The sequence below is a fragment of the Thalassovita sp. genome, from assembly GCF_034670005.1.
Taxonomy (GTDB): domain Bacteria; phylum Pseudomonadota; class Alphaproteobacteria; order Rhodobacterales; family Rhodobacteraceae; genus Thalassobius.
Window position 1 is genome coordinate 51,223 of the sequence record NZ_JAXMOH010000013.1, and the last position, 17,448, is coordinate 68,670.

Here is a 17,448-nt window from a genome sequence, read left to right on the forward strand (position 1 = left end):
GTTACCCCATCGTCTTTTCAAGCGTCTGACCGGACAGCCGCAGGGTGCCCCAGACAATGACCGAGGACAGCAGCAGCAGCATGAAGCCAAAGGCTGCGCCCAGTTCCCAGTTGAAGCGCACGATGAACTGCGAATAGATCAGTTCGGTGAACCACAGGCTGTCCTTGCCGCCCAGCATGGTCGGGGTCAGGTAATTGCCAAGCGACAGCATGAACACCACGATCGACCCGGACACGATGCCCGGCATCGCGTGGGGGATCACGATTTCACGCATCACTGATACACCGTTGCCGCCAAGGTCATAACCGGCCTCGATCACGCTGTCGTCGAGGCTTTCCATCGTGGTGATCAGCGGCACCACCATGAACAGCATCGAGGTGTAGACGAGGCCGACCATCATGGCGACGTCGTTATACAGCATCTCGACCGGCTGATCGGCCAGGCCCGCCCATTGCAGCAGGTTGGAAAACACACCGGTTTCCCGCAGCAGAATCATCCAGCCGAAGGTCCGCACCAGCTCAGAGACCCAGAACGGCACCAGGCACAGCAGGAAAAGCGCCGATTGCAGCCGCCCCTTGGCGATCTTGGCGATGTAGAACGCGACCGGGAACCCGATCAGAAGAGTCATACCCGTTGCCAGAACCGACATCAGCGCGGTCCGCGCAAAGGTCATCATGTAAAGCGGTTCGCCAAAAAACGTCAGGTAGTTGGCAAGGCTGGTGTCGTATTTCCCGACGCCGACACGTTCACGGATCGAGATCAGGAACATGTCGATATGCGGTATGACGATCAGCAGCCCCAGCCACAGAACAAGCGGCGAGAACAACAGGATGAAGCCTAGTTTCGATGCCGCTCGCATTACTGAAACACCTGTGTGAAAACTTCCGATGCTGCAAAGCTGTTGGCCTGTTCACCAGACCAGCCAAGATGAAGCGTATCGCCACGCTTGACGTTGGAGAATTCGCCTGATTGCGGCAGCGTCACCTCGATTTCCTCGCCGCTTTCGGCTTTGAGGATCAGGCGGCTGGCAGCGCCGTTAAATAGAATGGAAGACACCGTCCCGCCCATCTTGTTTTCGAACTGCGCCAGATCGTCGGCAGACCGACTGATGCGGATCGCTTCGGGACGGACGTAGATATCGGCGGCATCCCCGACAGACAGGTTGCGGCGGTGGTCGCTGCCGGTCATCGTCAACCCGGCCTCGGTAATGATCTGAAGTTGCCCCGCCTCGGCGCGGGTCACCTTGCCCCGCCAGCGGTTGCTGTCGCCTACAAACCCCGCGACGAAGGCGCTTTGCGGACGATAATAAAGGTCCTGTCCGGTCCCGACCTGTTCGAAACGGCCGTTGTTCATCACGGCGATCTGGTCGGACATTACCAGCGCTTCGGACTGGTCGTGAGTGATGTAGACAAAGGTCGTGTCGAACGCGGCCTGCAGCGACTTGAGCTCGATTTTCATATGTTCACGCAGCTTGAGATCCAGTGCGCCGAGAGGTTCGTCGAGCAACAGCACATCAGGTTCCAGAACCATGCAGCGCGCGATCGCAACTCGCTGTTTCTGGCCGCCGGACAGTTCATCGACCTTGCGGTGCCCGATATCCGGCAGGCCGATCCGGTCCAGAACCTCGCCGACCTTTCGGGTGATTTCGTCTTTTGCAATCCCCTTGCGGCGCAGCCCGTAGCCGATGTTGTCGGCGATATTCATCATCGGGAACAACGCAAGGTGCTGGAACACCATGTTCACCGGGCGCTTGTTGGGCGGCACGTCCAGCACCGAACGACCCTTGATCCGGATATCCCCCGAGGTTGGTTCGATAAACCCCGCAACCATCCGCATGATGGTGGTCTTGCCACAGCCCGACGGGCCGAGAATGGAAAAGAAGGAACCGGCGGGAACCGAAAAGGACACATCGTCCACCGCAGTGAATGTGTCGAATTTTTTAGTCAGGTTCTGGATTTCAAGATCTTGGGACGTCATGCAAAGCTCGATCAAATTGCTCACCCCCGAACCTTGGGTCCGGGGGTGATCGTTAGTGGTTAACGTGGAAACTGACGGATCAGTTGGCCGCTTTCACGCGGTCAAGCGCCGCGCCTTCGATCATTTCCAGACCGGCGGGAACCGGCGGATACCACTTGATGTTGTCGACGGCTTCGGGTGGGAAGCTGGCCTGGTAGCGGGCTTTCAGATCGGCCGAAACGAATTCGTCCGCGCCCTTCGAAGCGGTGAAGTTGCCCGCCGCATCGGTGATCTTGGCGGCGATTTCCGGGCGCATCACGAAGTTGATCCAGTCATAGGCTGCGTCGTCGGCTTTGCCCTTGGCTGGCAGAACGAAGGTGTCAATCCAGCCCAAAGCGCCGGAAGCAGGTGCCACGAAGGTGATATCGGGTTTGTCGGCGTTTAGCTTCCAGCCGCCGGTATCCCAAGCCATCGAGGCAACGACTTCGCCCGAGCGCAGCAGCCCCATCAGTTCGTCGCCGCCGCCCCAGTAGGTTTTGACGTTGGCTTTGCAGTCGATCAGCTTGGCTTCGACTTGGTCGATGACTTTCTTATAGGCGGCCTCGTCGCCATAGGCGGCGAACGGGTCCAGACCCATGGCATAGCCAAACCCGATCAGGGTCGGGCGCTTCAGGCGGTAGGACACCTTGCCCGCGACGTCGGCGCTGCACAGATCGGTATAGTCCTTCACGCTGCCCGCCATGGCGGTGTCGACGACCAGACCCGAAGTGCCCCAGACATGCGGCACACCGTAAACTTCACCATCGACGGTGGTGTTGGCTTTGGTCGCGTCCAGCATCGATCCGATGAACTGGCCGGCGTCGATCTTGCTCAGATCAATCGGCTTGTAGATGCCGAATTCCGCCTGCGGGCCGGCGATGCGGTCCTGACTGGGTTGCGCCAGATCGAACCCACCGCCACGAGTAGCGCGCAGTTTTGCGATCATTTCTTCGTTGTTGGACAGGGTGACCTCGACGGTGTGGCCGGTTTCCTTTTCGAACAGGGCAACCACGTCTTCGGGTGCATAGCCGCCCCAGGTCAAAAGGCGCAGCGTGTCGGCATGGGCGATGCCCGCTAGACCGATTGCGACGACGCTGGCAGTAGAGAGGAGCGTTGCCGCCCTTTGGCAGATGGATTTCATGATAACCTCCAGGTGATTTCTTTGCGTTGTTCCGGACACGCGCCAATGCAAATCCGGAACCGCGACAAAGACATTCGAATGATATTGACCAATCAGTCAAATTAAACCGATGACAGATTCGTATGTCAATTGTGTAACGACACGCCCTCATCCGGCATTTGCCCGAAGACAGGGGCGCGCACCCAGTGCCGAGGCAAAGAGGTTGATTGAAATTACAAGCGGCGCGCATCGAAGAATATGTGGATGAACCGCCTGTTATCACGGCGTATAGTCCCCGAAAGGGTAATCAATGGCCGGGCAGGGGGCCTGCCCCTTCTGCGCGTGCGGCGTGCTTTCACCCCGGGAAGTTTTAAAAAAGTAGAAACGCCGGGACGTAGTCCGCCCCGGGACTAAATCTTCTGATCGTAATCACCGACCAGCGGTTCGGTGCGGATTACGGCATCAATCTCTTCAAAGATCGCGCGCATTTCTTCTTCGCTTTCGCTCGATTCGATGACCACCACCAGGTTCGGGGTGTTCGACGACGCCCGCACAAGGCCCCAAGAGCCGTTTTCAAGGATCACTCTGGCACCGTTGACTGTCACGACCTCTTTGATCGCTTTACCTGCGAAGCTGTCACCAGCCTCGCCCTTGGCGATCAGCTTTTCCACCAGCCGATCCAGTACGGCGTATTTTTCGGTGTCGGCGCAGTAGGGTGACATCGTCGGCGTCGACCAGGTTTTCGGCAGTGCCTTGCGCAGGTCGGACATTTTCATGTCCGGGTTGCGGTCCATCAGCTTGCAGATTTCCACCGCCACCCGCATGCCGTCGTCATAGCCGCGCCCGATATCGCCAGCGAGGAAATAGTGGCCGGATTTTTCAAACCCAGCCAGCGCGCCCAGGGCATGGACACGGCGCTTCATGTGGCTGTGGCCGGTTTTCCAGTAATCGGCCTTGATGCCGTATTTCTTCAGCTCGGGATCAGAGGCGAAGAGCCCGGTGGATTTCACATCCGCCACGAAGGTCGATCCAGGGTAAAGCTTGGCCAGGTCGCGGGCCATGATCACGCCCATCTTGTCAGCGAAAATTTCTTCGCCTTCGTCATCGACCACGCCGCAGCGGTCGCCGTCACCGTCAAAGCCAAGGGCGAAATCGGCGCCGCTGGCTTTCACGCTGTCGGACATGTCGTGCAGCATTTCCATCGCTTCGGGGTTGGGGTTGTAATGCGGGAAAGTGTAATCGAGCCGGTTATGACTTGGCACGACTTCGACACCGATACGTTCAAAAAGCTCCGGGCCAAAGGCCGAGGCGGTGCCGTTGCCGGTGGCGCAGACGACCTTCAGCTTTCGGGTCATTTTGAAATCGCCCACGAGGTCATCCATATAGGCATCGAACACGCCGTCGACGATTTCATAGCTGCCGCCGGGGGCTGCTTCGCCTTTGCCTTCCAGCACGATATCCTTCAGCTCCGACATCTCGTCGGGACCGTGGGTCAATGGTCTCTGAAAACCCATCTTTACCCCGGTCCAGCCATTGGGATTATGCGAGGCGGTGACCATCGCCACGGCGGGCGCGTCGAGATGGAACTGACTGAAATAGGCCATCGGCGTGATGCAGGGGCCGATATCCTTGACCTGGATGCCGGCCTGGATCAGCCCGATCACCAGCGCCTGCTTGATCGCCAGCGAATAGTCGCGGTAATCGTTGCCGACCGCGATCACCGGATCGAGCCCGTGTTTGCGCATCTGGGTGCCAATGCCAAGCCCAAGTGCAGTCATCCCCGGCAGATTAATTTCATCGGGATATTTCCACCGCGCATCATATTCGCGAAAACCGGTCGGCTTGATCATCGGGTCTTTGAGGAATTCCCAAGTGTTGGGGGTGACTTCGAAATTGGGCTTGGTCACTGTAAGGCTCGCTTCGAGATTGAAATTTCTGCTGACTTGTATGCCCAGCATATGGCGGGAATACAACAAAATGGCTGACTTTTTCTGGCTATGTGAGCGGGACTGTCTGCAAATGCCGCAGACAGCCCCGGATACAGATCAGGAGGAAACCTGTTCGCGCAGGATTGATGCGGTGAGCGACAGCATCAAATAGACCCCGGACAATACCAGAAAGGCCAGAATCGTGTTTTCGAAGGCGCGGGGATAGGCTGGTGCGTCTGGGGCCACCGGGCGCACGGAGGTGGTTAGATAACGCACCTGACGGTTGGCCTCCATGGCGGTCTGCTTTTCATTCTGCAGCGCCGATTGCAGGAAAAGGTCGGCAGTGGCCAGATCGGCCTGCGCCATCTGGATTTGAGCCGCCTTGGCGGCCAGAGAGGTGTCGCCGTCTTTTGCCTGGTTAAGGCGTGATTTTTGCCGATCCAGTTCTTCCCGCAGCAGACGGGTTTCGGTTTCCAGCGCTTGCACTTTCGATTTGTTGGGACGCGGGTTGTTGAGCTGCGTTTGCAGTTGCAACTCCTTGTCCTGAAGCTGCATTTCCACGTTGTTGACCAGCGCCCGGATGCTGGCCATTTCACCTTCGGGATCGAGCAGGGTGCCTTCTTGCAGTGAAACGAGCTTCTGCTGCGCTTCGCGGCGTTCCTTGCTGGCTTGTTCCAAAGTGGTGCGGGCCTCGCGCATCTGGTCTTCGCGCTTGCGCCGTGACAGGTCGTCGACCCGGTGTTCGGCGTAGGAAATCAGATGCTCAGAGAAGGCGGCGCTGACCTGCGGGTCCGCGGCGATCACTTCCATCTTGATCACCCCTTCGGTGGGGTCATAGCCGATTTTTACATAGCGTTTGAAAAGCTTATAGGCTGTTTCATCGGATGCATCAGGTGGCAGCCGCTTGATCGGGTCGATGAAGTCCTGGCTGAAATGCGCCTTGAAGCCCATGTCCTGATCCAGCCTCTGCATCGCATCGCGCGACATCAGATAGCTTTGCACCGCGATCGCATCCTGATTTGTGGCGAATTGCGTGCCCGATAGCAGCCCGCCCAAGGCGGACCCGCCGGTGGCGTCGGCTTCGAGGATTAAGAATTCCGCTTTGGTCGCGTAAAGCGGCGAGGCGATGAAATAGAAATACCAGCCGACAAGGATCGTCGGAAGGAAGATGAAAAAGCCCAGTCGGGTCAACAGAAGCATCAGCTTGCGCTGCCGCCGCCGTGCGATATCGCGCTGAATTTGCATGATCTCGGCGCTGCGCCGATCTGCCGGGGCGAGTTCGGTCGAAGGCAGGTTTTTGTCGGGCGATGGCACGGTTTGCGGTAATTGTTGCTGAGCCGTTTTCGCCGGCAACTGGTCCATTGCATCTGGCGGGTCGTCCTGAGGCACGACAAGTTCCAGCATGGTTGAGCGTTCGAACGGATCAATCCCGTTAGCGCGTAGCAACCGGACCGCGTCGAAATCCGAAGTCGGTGCCAGCCCGTGTTTTTGTGCCACCCGGCGCGCCATGCGCAATTGACGGCCAGTCAGCCCTTCTTTGCGGATCGCGTCGATTTCCTGATCTACCTGAGTTTCGGTCGCAGAGGACACCATGCCCTGCATTGCGGGGTCCTGAGGCTGTTTCTGGGGTTGGGGACCGCGTTCCACCTGCAATTTGCGGGCCTGTGGTCTGTTCTGTGCCGCGCCATTTCCGGCGGCGGCTCCGGCTTCGGACCGCGCCCGCACGTCAGATATGTAATTGCGCGTCGGTTGACCGGGGGCGGCAGTCTTTTGTGCCGGAACCTGTTCCGGGACATCTTGCATCGGGTCCGCCAACGGCTGTGCGGCCGCGTTGCCGGTCGGCATGGTGCGACGGATGCGGAATTTCTTAGCCTTGGGTTTCATAGTCATAGAGCTGTTTCGCTTCTTCCAAGGAGTCAAACATTTGCAGCTTGCCATTCGTCAGAACGGCCGCTGAACGGGCAAATTTTTCCAACGTCGCGGGCTGGTGCGAGACGATGATCACGGTTGTGGTACGCAGGCGTTCGCGCAGGATATCGCCGGCTTTCTTGTTGAATTCGACATCGGTTGATCCGGGCATGCCTTCGTCGATCAGATAAATATCGAACTCCAGCGCCAGCAGCAATGCAAAGGAGAACCGCGCCTTCATCCCCGACGAATAGGTGCCCAAGGGCTGATCGAAATATTCTCCCAGGCCGCAAAGCCAGCGGCAGAAAGCTTCGACATAATCGGGGTCCAGACCGTAGAGGCGGGCGATATAGCGGCTGTTTTCCACCGCCGAATGCTTGTTAACCACGCCGCCCATGAACCCCAGTGGGAACGACACCCGGCATCCGCGGCGGATCACACCTTCGTCGGGTTTTTCTAATCCTGCCATCATGTTGATGAGGGTCGTTTTGCCTGTGCCATTGGGGGCCAGAATGCCAAGCGATTGTCCCAATTCCACACGGAAAGATACGCGGTCAAGGATCACCTTGCGCTGGGTTCCGGTCCAGAAGGACTTGCTGACATTCTCAAATTCGAGCATCGCGGGCTTGGTTCCTCCTCATGGTGCCCAGTTTGGCGGTCTGATCTTAAAGAATCCTTTGCCGCTTCGTTAACGACCAGATTGGCACGTAAGTATAGTCATGCCACCCCATAGAGGGCAAAATTAGGGCTAAACATAGAAAAAACCGGCACCTTTCAGCACCGGTTTTCCAATTGACGTTAGACTTCGCCTCAGAGTTCTTGCTTAACAACTTTGAAGAACTTGCCGGCGAGAACCGAAAGTCCGGCAGCGCTGAAGCTGAACAGTGCCCCCATTTTCGCAGCGTCCTGAACCGGTCCGCCGGGGAAAGCGACCGAGGCCACGAACAGCGACACGGTAAAACCGATAGCCGCCACGCAGCCGATCACCAGCAAATCAACGGTGCGCATGCCCTGCGGCAGACCGAGGCGCAGAACATGTGCGCCAATGACGCCGAAGATCAGGATCCCGACGGGCTTGCCAAGCAACAGACCGAATAGCACCAGATAGGTCGGTTCCGAAATCGATGAAAACTCCACCCCTGCATTCAGCAATCCAAAGAAGAACAGGATGATTTCAACGGGATGTTTCAACAAATGTTCGATCTGGTTCAGCAAATCCGACAAATACTGTTCGGCTTCGCTGAAAATGCCAAAGGCGCGATCGGCATGTGGAATGGTCGGCACAATTGGCAACAGACCCAAAGCGGGGTGAATGCCGGCTTCCTGAAATCCAAACCAGCTGGCGCAGCCAGCGATCAGATAGGGCCAGAAGTTTAGCTTTTGCCGCACCCAGGTCGAGTTCGGACGGGCGTGGTTGCCGCGATCCAGATACCGTGGCAGCCAGTTTGCCAGCACAAAAACGGCAATCGCGGCACCCAGTGACAGCAGCAGCCATTCCGGCGCCAATTCAGATGACGGATAGAATATGGCCAGAATGATCAGCCCGGCGGCATCGTCTGCAATCGCCAGCAGGAGCAGGAAGCGGACGGCAGGATGACCAGCGCCAAAGACCATTCTGCCAACCAGATAGGAAAACGCGATATCGGTGGCGGTCGGGATCGCCCAGCCATTTTGAACGTCGCTGTAGGTATCGGGCCAGATAAAATAAGCCATGCCCAGATAGACTGCAATTGGTCCCAACATACCGCCCACAGTGGCGAAAAGCGGCGTTGCCGCCTTTTTCCCCCGCAACGACCCGTTTTTCAGGATGATGGCTTCCCAGACTTCTTTTGCGGCAATGGCAAAGAAAAACGCCATCAACACATCGTTGACGAGATAATGCAAAGTCAGGGTGCGATGGCCGTCATGCAGATGACCGATCGGCGCATAGTCCCAGATCGCAAAATCGACAAGTTGGTGATAGCTGTGCGCGTCCAGATTTGCCCAAATCAAGGCTGCCACTGCACCGAAAATCAGCAGCAGGGAGTAGTTGGTTAAGAAGTTCCAGACGCGATACATGTAATCTCCAACCTCTAGCCCTTGGAATTTTCGCGACAATTAGGCGAATTAGCGTGGATCGGCAAGGTTTTACGCAGCTAAAATTGATAGATAGCGGCGTCCGGGCCACGAAAGAACGGCTACAGGCGCTTGCTTGCCGATGACGCGTTCTCGTTTGGTGCGGACAATGCTTATGGATTATGCGGCTGTCCGATCCGGTTAGAGTTCATCGCGGCGCGCACCGCTGCTTTCAGTTCTGGCAGCAGTTCGGTTTCAAACCAGGGATTGCGGCGCAGCCAGCCGGTGTTGCGCCAGGACGGGTGCGGCAACACAAAGATGCCGGGCGCGTAGTTTTGCCAGTTTCGCACGGTCTCTGTCAGCGGGCCTTTCACTCCGAGATGGTTGCGATGGGCATAAGCCCCGACCAGAACCCTGAGCTGTAGCGCTGGCAGAGCCGCCATCACCCTTTCTTGCCATGTCCCGGCGCAGATCGGCGGTGGCGGCAGGTCGGCGCGTTTGGCGCTGTAACCCGGAAAGCAGAATGCCGCCGGTACGCAGGCGACACGATCCAGGTCGTAGAATTCCTCGGGGCTGAGGCCCAGCCAATCTCGTAGCCGGTCGCCGGAGCGGTCGAAGAACGGCTTACCTGTCTCATGCACTCGCAGTCCTGGTGCCTGGCCCGCGACGAGCACCCGGGCCGAGGGCCGGAACCACGGGACCGGACGAGGGGCGTGCCGGGTTGCTGTCGCGGCGAAACGGTCTGCGCAGATGCGGCAGGCGGCGATGTCTTCGGTCAGGCCCATGTATCTTTCCTCGTCCTGCGACTATTCGCGGGGCGGTTTATGCTTGCTCAAAGATGGGGGCCGAAGTACCGCAGGGCAAGCGGAAAGGATGACCGATGACCGACCTGACAGCACTGGACAACGCCCATGCCGCTATGGCGATGGATGATGCGAATGACGCGGCAAGACTGCGGTTTTACGAACGTCTTGCCGATAGTGAGCTGTTTTTGTTGCTGAGCGAAGAGCCCGTGGACGATAACGTGACGCCCGAACTGTTCGACCAGTCCGATCACCGGTTCGTGCTGGTCTTCGACCGCGAGGAGCGGCTGACGCAATTCACCGGCTCCCCTGCACCCTACGCCGCCCTGTCAGGGCGGGTGATTGCCGGGCTGCTGGCAGGACAGGGGATCGGACTAGGGGTCAATCTGGATGTCGCGCCCTCGTCAATCCTGATCCCGCCCGAGGCGGTCAACTGGTTGGCCGAAACCTTGGGTCATGCGCCGGAAGAAGCCGAGGCTCGGATCGAGGAAATCGGTCGCCCGGTCGGTTTGCCCGAAGCTCTGCTACAGGGTTTGGATGCCAAGCTCGCCACTGCGGCAGGGTTGGCGCATTCGGCCTATCTGGCTGCGGCGACATACGAAGGCGGCGGTCGCAACCATCTGCTTACCTTTGTCGATGCCGTGCCGGGGGCCGAAGAGGCGCTGGCCAAGGCGGTGTCAGAAGCCCTGACATTTTCTGGTGTCGAAGCCGGGGCGCTGGATGTCAGTTTCGTGCGGGCCAGCGATCCGCTGGCGGCGAAACTGGCACAATGGGGATTGCGGTTCGATCTGCCGCAGCCGGAACAGCCTCAGGAAATCGGTCGCACCGCGCCCGGATCGGACCCGGACAAGCCCCCCATTCTGCGCTGATCGCGTGTCGCACCATACAGCGCGTCTGCTTTGCTGGCCCATTGACCAACAGCGGGGCTTGCCGGGGTTTCCTAGTACCCCGCCCTACGATCCACCAGATGTAAAAACGGCTCTCCTGCCTCTCCGCGCCGGATGTTTTCGGCGATCACTTCCGAAGCGGTTTCAGGACGCGTTTCCGATGCGATATGCGGCGTCACCGTCACATTCGGATGCGCCCAGTAGGCATGTTCGGCTGGCAGAGGCTCAACGCGGAACACATCGAGCGTAGCACCGGCGATCTTGCCATCGTCCAGTGCGTCCAGCAACGCGTCGTCATCGATCAACTGACCACGGCCGGGATTTACCACGAAGGCCCCTTGTGGCATCCAGCTCAGGCTTTCGGAATTCAGCACATTTTCAGTGGCCGGGGTGAAGGGCAGCAGCAATACCAGGATATCGGCCTGTTCCAGCGTCGCTTTCAGCCCGGCGTCTCCGGAATAGCAATTGATGCCGTCAATCTGTTTAGGAGTGCGGCTCCAGCCGCTGACCGGAAATCCCAATTCGGCCAAAGCCTGCGCGCAGGCGCTTCCAAGCGCGCCAAGCCCCAGCACGCTAACCCGTCGGTCGCGCGCCAGCGGCGGCACCCGGGGTAGCCAGTCGCCGTCCTGATGCCGGAGCGTGTAATCGATATCCAGGTGATGGCGCAGCACATGGCCAGTCACCCATTCCGTCATGCCCTGCGTCAGACCGAAATCGACCATACGGGCCAACGGTATGGTCAAGGTTTCGTTGTTGGTGATCGATTCCACCCCGGCCCAGAGGTTCAAAACGGCCTTGGCGCGACTAAAGGGGGTGAAATCCTGCAGCGGACTCGAAGGCGCATAAACGATATAATCCACGTCTTCCGGCGGCAGATCGCGCGACAGGTTGGCGGTGACCCCGGCATCGGTCAGCGCCTTTTCCAATGGGCCCTTGTAGACGTCCCAATTGGTGTCGTTATGGGCGAACAGAACATTGACCGGCATGTGTTACCTCGGCTTGTGAATATGTGCGCTTTGAACCAAACCGAAAGCGGCCAGAAGTACAAGCATTGCCGACCCACCATAACTGACCAGCGGTAGTGGCACCCCTACCACCGGCGCCAACCCCATTACCATCGACATGTTGACGGCGAAGAACAGGAAGAACGTCACCGCGACGCCCAGCGTCAGCAGGGACGAAAACCGGTCCTTGTTCGACATGGCCGATGAAATGCAAAAGATGATGATCAGAAGGTATAACGTCAGCAACGAAAAGGCACCGAGGAACCCGAACTCTTCGGCCAGGGTGGTAAAGATGAAATCGGTATGTTTTTCGGGCAGGAAGTTCAGACGCGACTGGGTGCCCTGCATGAAGCCGCGCCCGGCCCAGCCGCCGGACCCGAGCGCGATCTTTGACTGGGTGATGTGATAGCCCGCGCCCAGCGGATCGCTGGACGGATCAAGGAAGGTATCGATCCTGCGGTATTGGTAATCCTTCAACAATTGCCAGCCGGTGCCCCGGGATTGAAATACGGCGGTTACCAACCCCATTCCCATCCCGATCACGGCAGCGAAATAACCCCAATGTACACCTGCGAAAAACATCATCGACGCTCCGGCAAAAACCAGCAGCAAAGAGGTGCCCAAATCGGGTTGCTTCAGAACCATCGCGGTTGGCAGCAGGATCAGAAACACCGGGATCGCCACCCAGACCGGCCGCGACACTCGTTTCAGAGGCAACCAGTCGTAATATGCCGCAAGCAGCATTACCAAGGTGATCTTGGCCAATTCCGAAGGTTGCAGCCGCATGAACCCCAGATCAATCCAACGCTGCGCGCCCATTCCCACTGCGCCGAACAAATCGACAAAAAGCAGCAATAACAGCGCTCCGAAATAGGCAACCCCGGCCACGTTGCGCCAGAACCAGATCGGCACCATACCGATCATCACCATGACCACCATGCCGACGGCAAACCGTTTCATCTGCGGCGCTGCCCAGGGCGTGAAGGACCCGCCCGCCACAGAATACAGCATCAGAAACCCGAAACTTGCCACCGCGGTCAGCAACAGCGCCAATGGCCAGTTAAGATAAAGCAGCTTGCGCAGGCCCGCCGGTACGGTTTTGACGGAATATTCAAGATAGCTCATGCGCGCTCCCGGTCGGTGCTGAGGAATTCGCGTCGTTCCCGGCGCAGCCTTTCCTGCTGCGCTTTGATCCGGGACCGGTCAGCGCTGGGATAGGCTTCGAGCGGCGGGTCGCCTTCATAGAGAGCCTGCAACGTCACATCACGGGCGATGGGCGCGGCCGCAGTCGATCCTCCGCCACCATGTTCGACGACCACCGATACCGCGTATTTGGGTGACTTGTAGGGCGCAAAATCGACGAACAGGGCATGATCGCGCCGTTCCCATGGCAGGTCGCTGTTACTGGTCACTCCACGGGCGCGTTCGGCGGTGGTGATATTGCGCACCTGACTGGTACCGGTTTTCCCTGCCATGCGGAACGCATCTTCTATGATGCGGCTGCGATAGGCGGTTCCCCGGCGGTTGTTTGACACCGCGAACATCGCTTTGCGTACCTGTTTCAGCAGTCCTTCGTCCACGGCCAGGGTTTCGCCACCGCGATGTGGCTGTTCGACGCCGTCGATGGTCTTGATCAGCCGGGGTTCGACAGCACGACCGGTGGCAAGACGCGCGCTCATCACAGCCAGTTGCAAAGGCGAGGCCAACACATATCCTTGCCCGATCGAAGCGTTGACCGTGTCACCGATCACCCAGTCCTGATCATAGGTTTCTTTCTTCCATGCTTTGGTCGGGGCGCGGCCCCTGGCAACGGCCGACATCGGGATGTCAAAGCGCTGACCCAGGCCAAGCTGTTCGGCCATGGCCGAAATCTTTTCGATCCCAACCCGCATGGCCAGATCATAGTAATAGACGTCACAGCTTTCCCTAAGCGACGTTTGCAGGTCGACATGGCCGTGACCGGCCCGTTTCCAACAATGGAACCGCCGGTTGGACACTTCGATATGGCCGCGGCAGTAAACGGTTTCATCGGGCGTCACCACGCCGGCATCCAGCGCCGCCAGGGCTGTGACCATCTTGAAGGTCGATCCGGGCGGGTACAGCCCCTGCACCGTTTTGTTCGCCAGCGGGCGATAGGGGTTTTCTGTCAGTGCCTTGTAGTCGGCGACCGATATGCCTCGCACGAATAGGTTGGGGTCGAAGGTCGGGGCAGAGGCACAGGCCAAAATATCGCCTGTATCGCAATCCAATACCACTGCGGCGGCGCTTTCCTGGCCCAGCCGGGCCTGAACATAGTTCTGCAACCGGTGATCGAGGGTCAGTTGCAGATTTGCGCCCGCCTGACCTTCGCGTCGATCCAGTTCCCGCATGACGCGGCCAACCGCGTTCACTTCAACCCGTTTCGCCCCAGCCTTGCCGCGCAGTTGCTCTTCCAGCTTGGCCTCAAGCCCGACTTTGCCGATCTGGAACCGAGGAATGCGCAGCAGTTGATCAGGGTCTTCGATCTTGCTGAGGTCGTAATCAGAAACTGGCCCTACATAGCCCGCGACATGGGCAAAATCCGGGCCCAGCGGATATTGGCGCGACAATCCGACTTCTGGGGTTATTCCGGGCAGGGCAGGGGCGTTGACCGCGATCCGGCTGATTGCTTCCCAACTGACCCGGTCGGCTACGGTTACCGGCAAAAACGGCGCACTGCGCTTCATTTCGCTTAGGGCGCGATTAAGCTCTTCTTCATCCAGCTCGACCAATGCTGATAACCGGCGGATCACCTCGTCCACATCGCCTGCGTCTTCGCGCACGATGCTGATACGATAGCTTGGTTCGTTCTTGGCAATGACCATGCCGTTTCGGTCGAAAACTTCGCCGCGCGCGGGTGGGATCAGACGGATATTGATCCGGTTTTCTTCGGCCAGCAGGCGGAATTCATCGGCCTGATCCACCTGCATGTAGCGCATCCTGAGCGCCAGCAGACCACCGAAACCGATTTGCGCACCTCCCAATAAAAGGGCGCGGCGGGAAATCTTGCGGGCGCTGTCGATGCTTTCGCGGGGGGACCGTCTCATGACCGGTGTCTCAGCGCTTCGGCGTCATTGGCCGCAATGGGGCGCACCCCGAACAGGTAATGTGATAGCATCGCGATTATAGGATAGGTCAGTATGGTCATGATCAACTGGATCAGCGTCAGACCCACCGGGGCCTGCGGGATCAACAGGACCGCCAGCACCAGCCGATTGCCCAGCATGACAAGGATCAGCGCGCCGGATACCGTCAGCCATTCCACCGGGAAGGTCTGGTCGCGCAGGCTGCGCGACCGCCGTTTGAGCGCTTCACTGGCCAGCACTGTCAGCGCCGCCAACAATCCAGGCGGGCGCTGAAACAGCAGATCGCCAAGCAGGAAAACCACCGCGATCAAAATCGCCGGTACGTAATCGGGGCGGCGTACCGCCCAGGAAAAGGTGATCAGGATCAGCAGATCGGGACCGGTCCAGCGTCGCGGCACCGTTTCCAACGGCAAGAGCTGAAAGAACACGATTGCCAGCGCCAGCACAACATAGGCCAGCTGCATGGTCCAGCGGCGGGATGTCAGCGTTTCATTCATTGCTCGCTCCCTCCGTATGGTCGGCAGCGGCCAGCGGAGCACCATCCGGAATGATCAGAGAACCCGGATCACTGATCGTTTCGGTCCCTGGGTTGCGCAGTACACGCAGGAATTCCAGTCGTTCGTAATCGGCTGACAGGCGTACCCGCATCCGGCCACCGGGGTCCTGTGCTACCTGCCCGATCAAAAGGCCCGCAGGAAAGACACCGCCATCGCCCGAGGACACCACCCGGTCGCCCGGGCGGACCAGATCCGGATCTTCCAGAAACGTGATCGGTGGCGCGGCGGTATTGTCGCCGACAATCATCGCATGCTGATCCGAAGGCTGTATCATCACCGGAATCCGGCTGGACGTATCGGTCAGCAGGATCACCCGCGATGTGTTCTTGCCGACCCCGGAAATCCTCCCGACCAGGCCGATCCCGTCCATCGTGGCCCAGCCGTCGACGATGCCGTCGCGCGCGCCCACATTCAGCAGCACCGATTGACGGAATGGCGATCCGCTATCGGCCAACACCACGCCGGTGACATAGGTCAGGCGCGGGTCGAGCCGGACCTTGTTCAGGTCCAGCAAGCGCGCGTTTTCCTGTTCCAGCTGCAGCGCGGCCTCTTTCCAGGCCTTCATCTGCTGCAACTCGCGGCGCAATTCGCGGTTCTGTTCGACGATGCGTTGATAAGATTGAAAGTCGTGGATCAGGTTTACCGTTCCGGTCACCGGGGCCATGGCCCAGTCGAAACTGGGCACCACCTTGTCGACTACCTGCGCCCGGAACCGCTCAACCCGAGGGCTGTCGATTCGCCATACCAGGAAAATCCCAATCAGGCAGAGTACGATCACCCCCGTCAGCAACCGCTTCAGGGGTCCCAGATAATCTTCACCCTGTGATCTGTCTTTCGCCAAGGATAGCCCTTTTTAACAAAAGTTGGGCCGGTTAGCTGTCGTAGTCAATCGCGTGCCGCAGTTGTTTTTCGTATTCCAGCGCTTTACCAGTGCCCAGTGCCACGCAGTTGAGGCTCTCATCCGCGATCGAAACCGACAGGCCGGTCGATTCACGCAGCGCAAGGTCAAGATCGCCCAGCAACGCGCCGCCCCCGGTCAGCATCACGCCCCGATCGACAATATCGGCTGCCAGGTCCGGCGGGGTGGCTTCCAGCGCGGTCATCACCGCTTCGCAGATCTGCTGCACTGGTTCTGACAGCGCCTCGGCCACCTGGGCCTGACTGATTTCGGTTTCCTTCGGGACGCCGTTCAACAGGTCGCGGCCGCGAATCTGCATTGATGCGCCGCGCCCGTCATCGGGCATCCGGGCGGTGCCGATGGTGGTCTTGATCCGTTCGGCGGTGCTTTCGCCGACCAGAAGGTTCTGGTTGCGGCGCAGGTAGTTGATGATGGCTTCGTCCATCCGGTCGCCTCCGACGCGGACAGACCGGGCATAGACGATGTCACCCAGGCTCAGCACCGCGACTTCGGTGGTGCCGCCGCCGATATCGACAACCATGTTACCGGTCGGGTCGGTAATCGGCATACCAGCACCGATCGCGGCGGCAATCGGTTCGGCGATCAGCCCGGCCCGACGGGCCCCGGCCGACAGAACGGATTGACGGATCGCGCGTTTTTCCACCGGCGTGGCGCCATGCGGCACGCAGACGATGATTTTCGGTTTCGAGAAGGTTGACCGTTTATGCACCTTGCGGATGAAGTGCTTGATCATTTCCTCGGCGACGTCGAAATCGGCAATAACGCCGTCGCGCATCGGGCGGATTGCTTCGATCGACCCGGGTGTTCGGCCCAGCATCAATTTGGCGTCTTCGCCCACCGCGAGAACCTTTTTCACGCCATCCTTGACGTGATAGGCCACCACCGACGGTTCGCTTAGGATGACGCCGCGGCCTTTGACATAGACCAGCGTGTTTGCCGTACCCAGGTCGATCGCCATGTCTGACGAAAACAGGCCCGGCAGTTTGTCGAAGAATGCCATGCGGATGGTGCCCTTTGGTAAAATACCCTTTGCGCCTCGCGACTCTCTGGTCGGGAGGCAGATGCTGTTATAGGGGCAGGGGGCACAATGGAAAAGGGTCGATCCGGAGTAAATCAGCGTCTTTTCGCCCAGCCTGCCCGGAAAGCAGGCAAAGGCCGATTGCCATGG

Annotated in this window: 15 protein-coding genes; 1 reads left to right on the forward strand and 14 read right to left on the reverse strand. The window is 59.0% G+C overall.

Annotation, left to right across the window (positions count from 1 at the left end; translation table 11 throughout):
* Position 1: 1 nt before the first annotated feature.
* The 8 genes from VOI23_RS17370 to VOI23_RS17405 form a co-directional block, all read right to left on the reverse strand.
* Positions 2-859: an ABC transporter permease gene (locus VOI23_RS17370; protein WP_323786280.1), complete on the reverse strand. Its 858-nt coding sequence runs from the start codon at positions 857-859 to the stop codon at positions 2-4.
* A complete protein-coding gene (locus VOI23_RS17375) occupies positions 859-1,977 on the reverse strand; it encodes an ABC transporter ATP-binding protein (protein WP_323786281.1) in 1,119 nt (372 codons plus the stop codon). The genes VOI23_RS17370 and VOI23_RS17375 overlap by 1 nt, the downstream gene beginning before the upstream one ends.
* 79 nt (positions 1,978-2,056) lie before the next feature.
* Entirely contained in the window at positions 2,057-3,136 is a 1,080-nt protein-coding gene (locus VOI23_RS17380; protein WP_323786282.1) for an extracellular solute-binding protein, read from the reverse strand.
* A 389-nt stretch (positions 3,137-3,525) separates the two neighbouring features.
* Positions 3,526-5,022 carry a phosphomannomutase/phosphoglucomutase gene (locus VOI23_RS17385; protein WP_323786283.1) on the reverse strand — a complete coding sequence of 499 codons (1,497 nt, stop codon included), beginning with the start codon at positions 5,020-5,022 and terminating at the stop codon, positions 3,526-3,528.
* 138 nt (positions 5,023-5,160) lie between these two features.
* Positions 5,161-6,933 carry a capsule biosynthesis protein gene (locus VOI23_RS17390; RefSeq protein ID WP_323786284.1) on the reverse strand — a complete coding sequence of 591 codons (1,773 nt, stop codon included), beginning with the start codon at positions 6,931-6,933 and terminating at the stop codon, positions 5,161-5,163.
* Positions 6,911-7,570: an ABC transporter ATP-binding protein gene (locus VOI23_RS17395; protein ID WP_323786285.1), complete on the reverse strand. Its 660-nt coding sequence runs from the start codon at positions 7,568-7,570 to the stop codon at positions 6,911-6,913. The genes VOI23_RS17390 and VOI23_RS17395 overlap by 23 nt, the downstream gene beginning before the upstream one ends.
* Positions 7,571-7,761: 191 nt before the next feature.
* The gene (locus tag VOI23_RS17400; RefSeq protein ID WP_323786286.1) at positions 7,762-9,009 is read right to left on the reverse strand and encodes a Na+/H+ antiporter NhaA; all 1,248 of its coding nucleotides are present in this window, start codon (positions 9,007-9,009) and stop codon (positions 7,762-7,764) included.
* 170 nt (positions 9,010-9,179) lie between these two features.
* Positions 9,180-9,791, reverse strand: coding sequence for a uracil-DNA glycosylase family protein (locus VOI23_RS17405; protein ID WP_323786287.1), 612 nt, complete (start codon positions 9,789-9,791; stop codon positions 9,180-9,182).
* A gap of 95 nt (positions 9,792-9,886) precedes the next feature.
* Between VOI23_RS17405 and VOI23_RS17410 the strand changes: the two genes are divergently transcribed.
* Positions 9,887-10,678: an SseB family protein gene (locus VOI23_RS17410; RefSeq protein WP_323786289.1), complete on the forward strand. Its 792-nt coding sequence runs from the start codon at positions 9,887-9,889 to the stop codon at positions 10,676-10,678.
* A 71-nt stretch (positions 10,679-10,749) separates the two neighbouring features.
* On the opposite strand, the gene VOI23_RS17415 is transcribed toward VOI23_RS17410, so the two are convergent.
* The 6 genes from VOI23_RS17415 to VOI23_RS17440 are packed head-to-tail and all read right to left on the reverse strand — an operon-like array spanning position 10,750 to position 17,280.
* A complete protein-coding gene (locus tag VOI23_RS17415; protein WP_323786290.1) occupies positions 10,750-11,682 on the reverse strand; it encodes a glyoxylate/hydroxypyruvate reductase A in 933 nt (310 codons plus the stop codon).
* Between the two features lie 3 nt (positions 11,683-11,685).
* Entirely contained in the window at positions 11,686-12,825 is a 1,140-nt protein-coding gene (rodA, locus tag VOI23_RS17420; protein WP_323786291.1) for a rod shape-determining protein RodA, read from the reverse strand.
* Positions 12,822-14,765: a penicillin-binding protein 2 gene (mrdA, locus tag VOI23_RS17425; protein ID WP_323786292.1), complete on the reverse strand. Its 1,944-nt coding sequence runs from the start codon at positions 14,763-14,765 to the stop codon at positions 12,822-12,824. Before mrdA ends, rodA begins: the two co-directional genes overlap by 4 nt.
* Positions 14,762-15,301 (reverse strand): rod shape-determining protein MreD, encoded by a 540-nt coding sequence (locus VOI23_RS17430; protein WP_323786293.1) that lies wholly within the window; start codon positions 15,299-15,301, stop codon positions 14,762-14,764. Before VOI23_RS17430 ends, mrdA begins: the two co-directional genes overlap by 4 nt.
* Entirely contained in the window at positions 15,294-16,202 is a 909-nt protein-coding gene (mreC, locus tag VOI23_RS17435; RefSeq protein ID WP_323786294.1) for a rod shape-determining protein MreC, read from the reverse strand. The genes VOI23_RS17430 and mreC overlap by 8 nt, the downstream gene beginning before the upstream one ends.
* A gap of 31 nt (positions 16,203-16,233) precedes the next feature.
* Positions 16,234-17,280, reverse strand: a complete 1,047-nt coding sequence (locus tag VOI23_RS17440) for a rod shape-determining protein (RefSeq protein WP_058262907.1) — start codon at positions 17,278-17,280, stop codon at positions 16,234-16,236.
* Positions 17,281-17,448: the final 168 nt, after the last annotated feature.

Coding starts and splice junctions, on each gene's coding strand:
- VOI23_RS17370 (WP_323786280.1), bottom strand. CDS start 859: ATGCGAGCGGCATCGAAACTAGGCTTCATCCTGTTGTTCTCGCCGCTT.
- VOI23_RS17375 (WP_323786281.1), bottom strand. CDS start 1,977: ATGACGTCCCAAGATCTTGAAATCCAGAACCTGACTAAAAAATTCGAC.
- VOI23_RS17380 (WP_323786282.1), bottom strand. CDS start 3,136: ATGAAATCCATCTGCCAAAGGGCGGCAACGCTCCTCTCTACTGCCAGC.
- VOI23_RS17390 (WP_323786284.1), bottom strand. CDS start 6,933: ATGACTATGAAACCCAAGGCTAAGAAATTCCGCATCCGTCGCACCATG.
- VOI23_RS17395 (WP_323786285.1), bottom strand. CDS start 7,570: ATGCTCGAATTTGAGAATGTCAGCAAGTCCTTCTGGACCGGAACCCAG.
- VOI23_RS17400 (WP_323786286.1), bottom strand. CDS start 9,009: ATGTATCGCGTCTGGAACTTCTTAACCAACTACTCCCTGCTGCTGATT.
- VOI23_RS17405 (WP_323786287.1), bottom strand. CDS start 9,791: ATGGGCCTGACCGAAGACATCGCCGCCTGCCGCATCTGCGCAGACCGT.
- VOI23_RS17410 (WP_323786289.1), top strand. CDS start 9,887: ATGACCGACCTGACAGCACTGGACAACGCCCATGCCGCTATGGCGATG.
- VOI23_RS17415 (WP_323786290.1), bottom strand. CDS start 11,682: ATGCCGGTCAATGTTCTGTTCGCCCATAACGACACCAATTGGGACGTC.
- rodA (WP_323786291.1), bottom strand. CDS start 12,825: ATGAGCTATCTTGAATATTCCGTCAAAACCGTACCGGCGGGCCTGCGC.
- mrdA (WP_323786292.1), bottom strand. CDS start 14,765: ATGAGACGGTCCCCCCGCGAAAGCATCGACAGCGCCCGCAAGATTTCC.
- VOI23_RS17430 (WP_323786293.1), bottom strand. CDS start 15,301: ATGAATGAAACGCTGACATCCCGCCGCTGGACCATGCAGCTGGCCTAT.
- VOI23_RS17440 (WP_058262907.1), bottom strand. CDS start 17,280: ATGGCATTCTTCGACAAACTGCCGGGCCTGTTTTCGTCAGACATGGCG.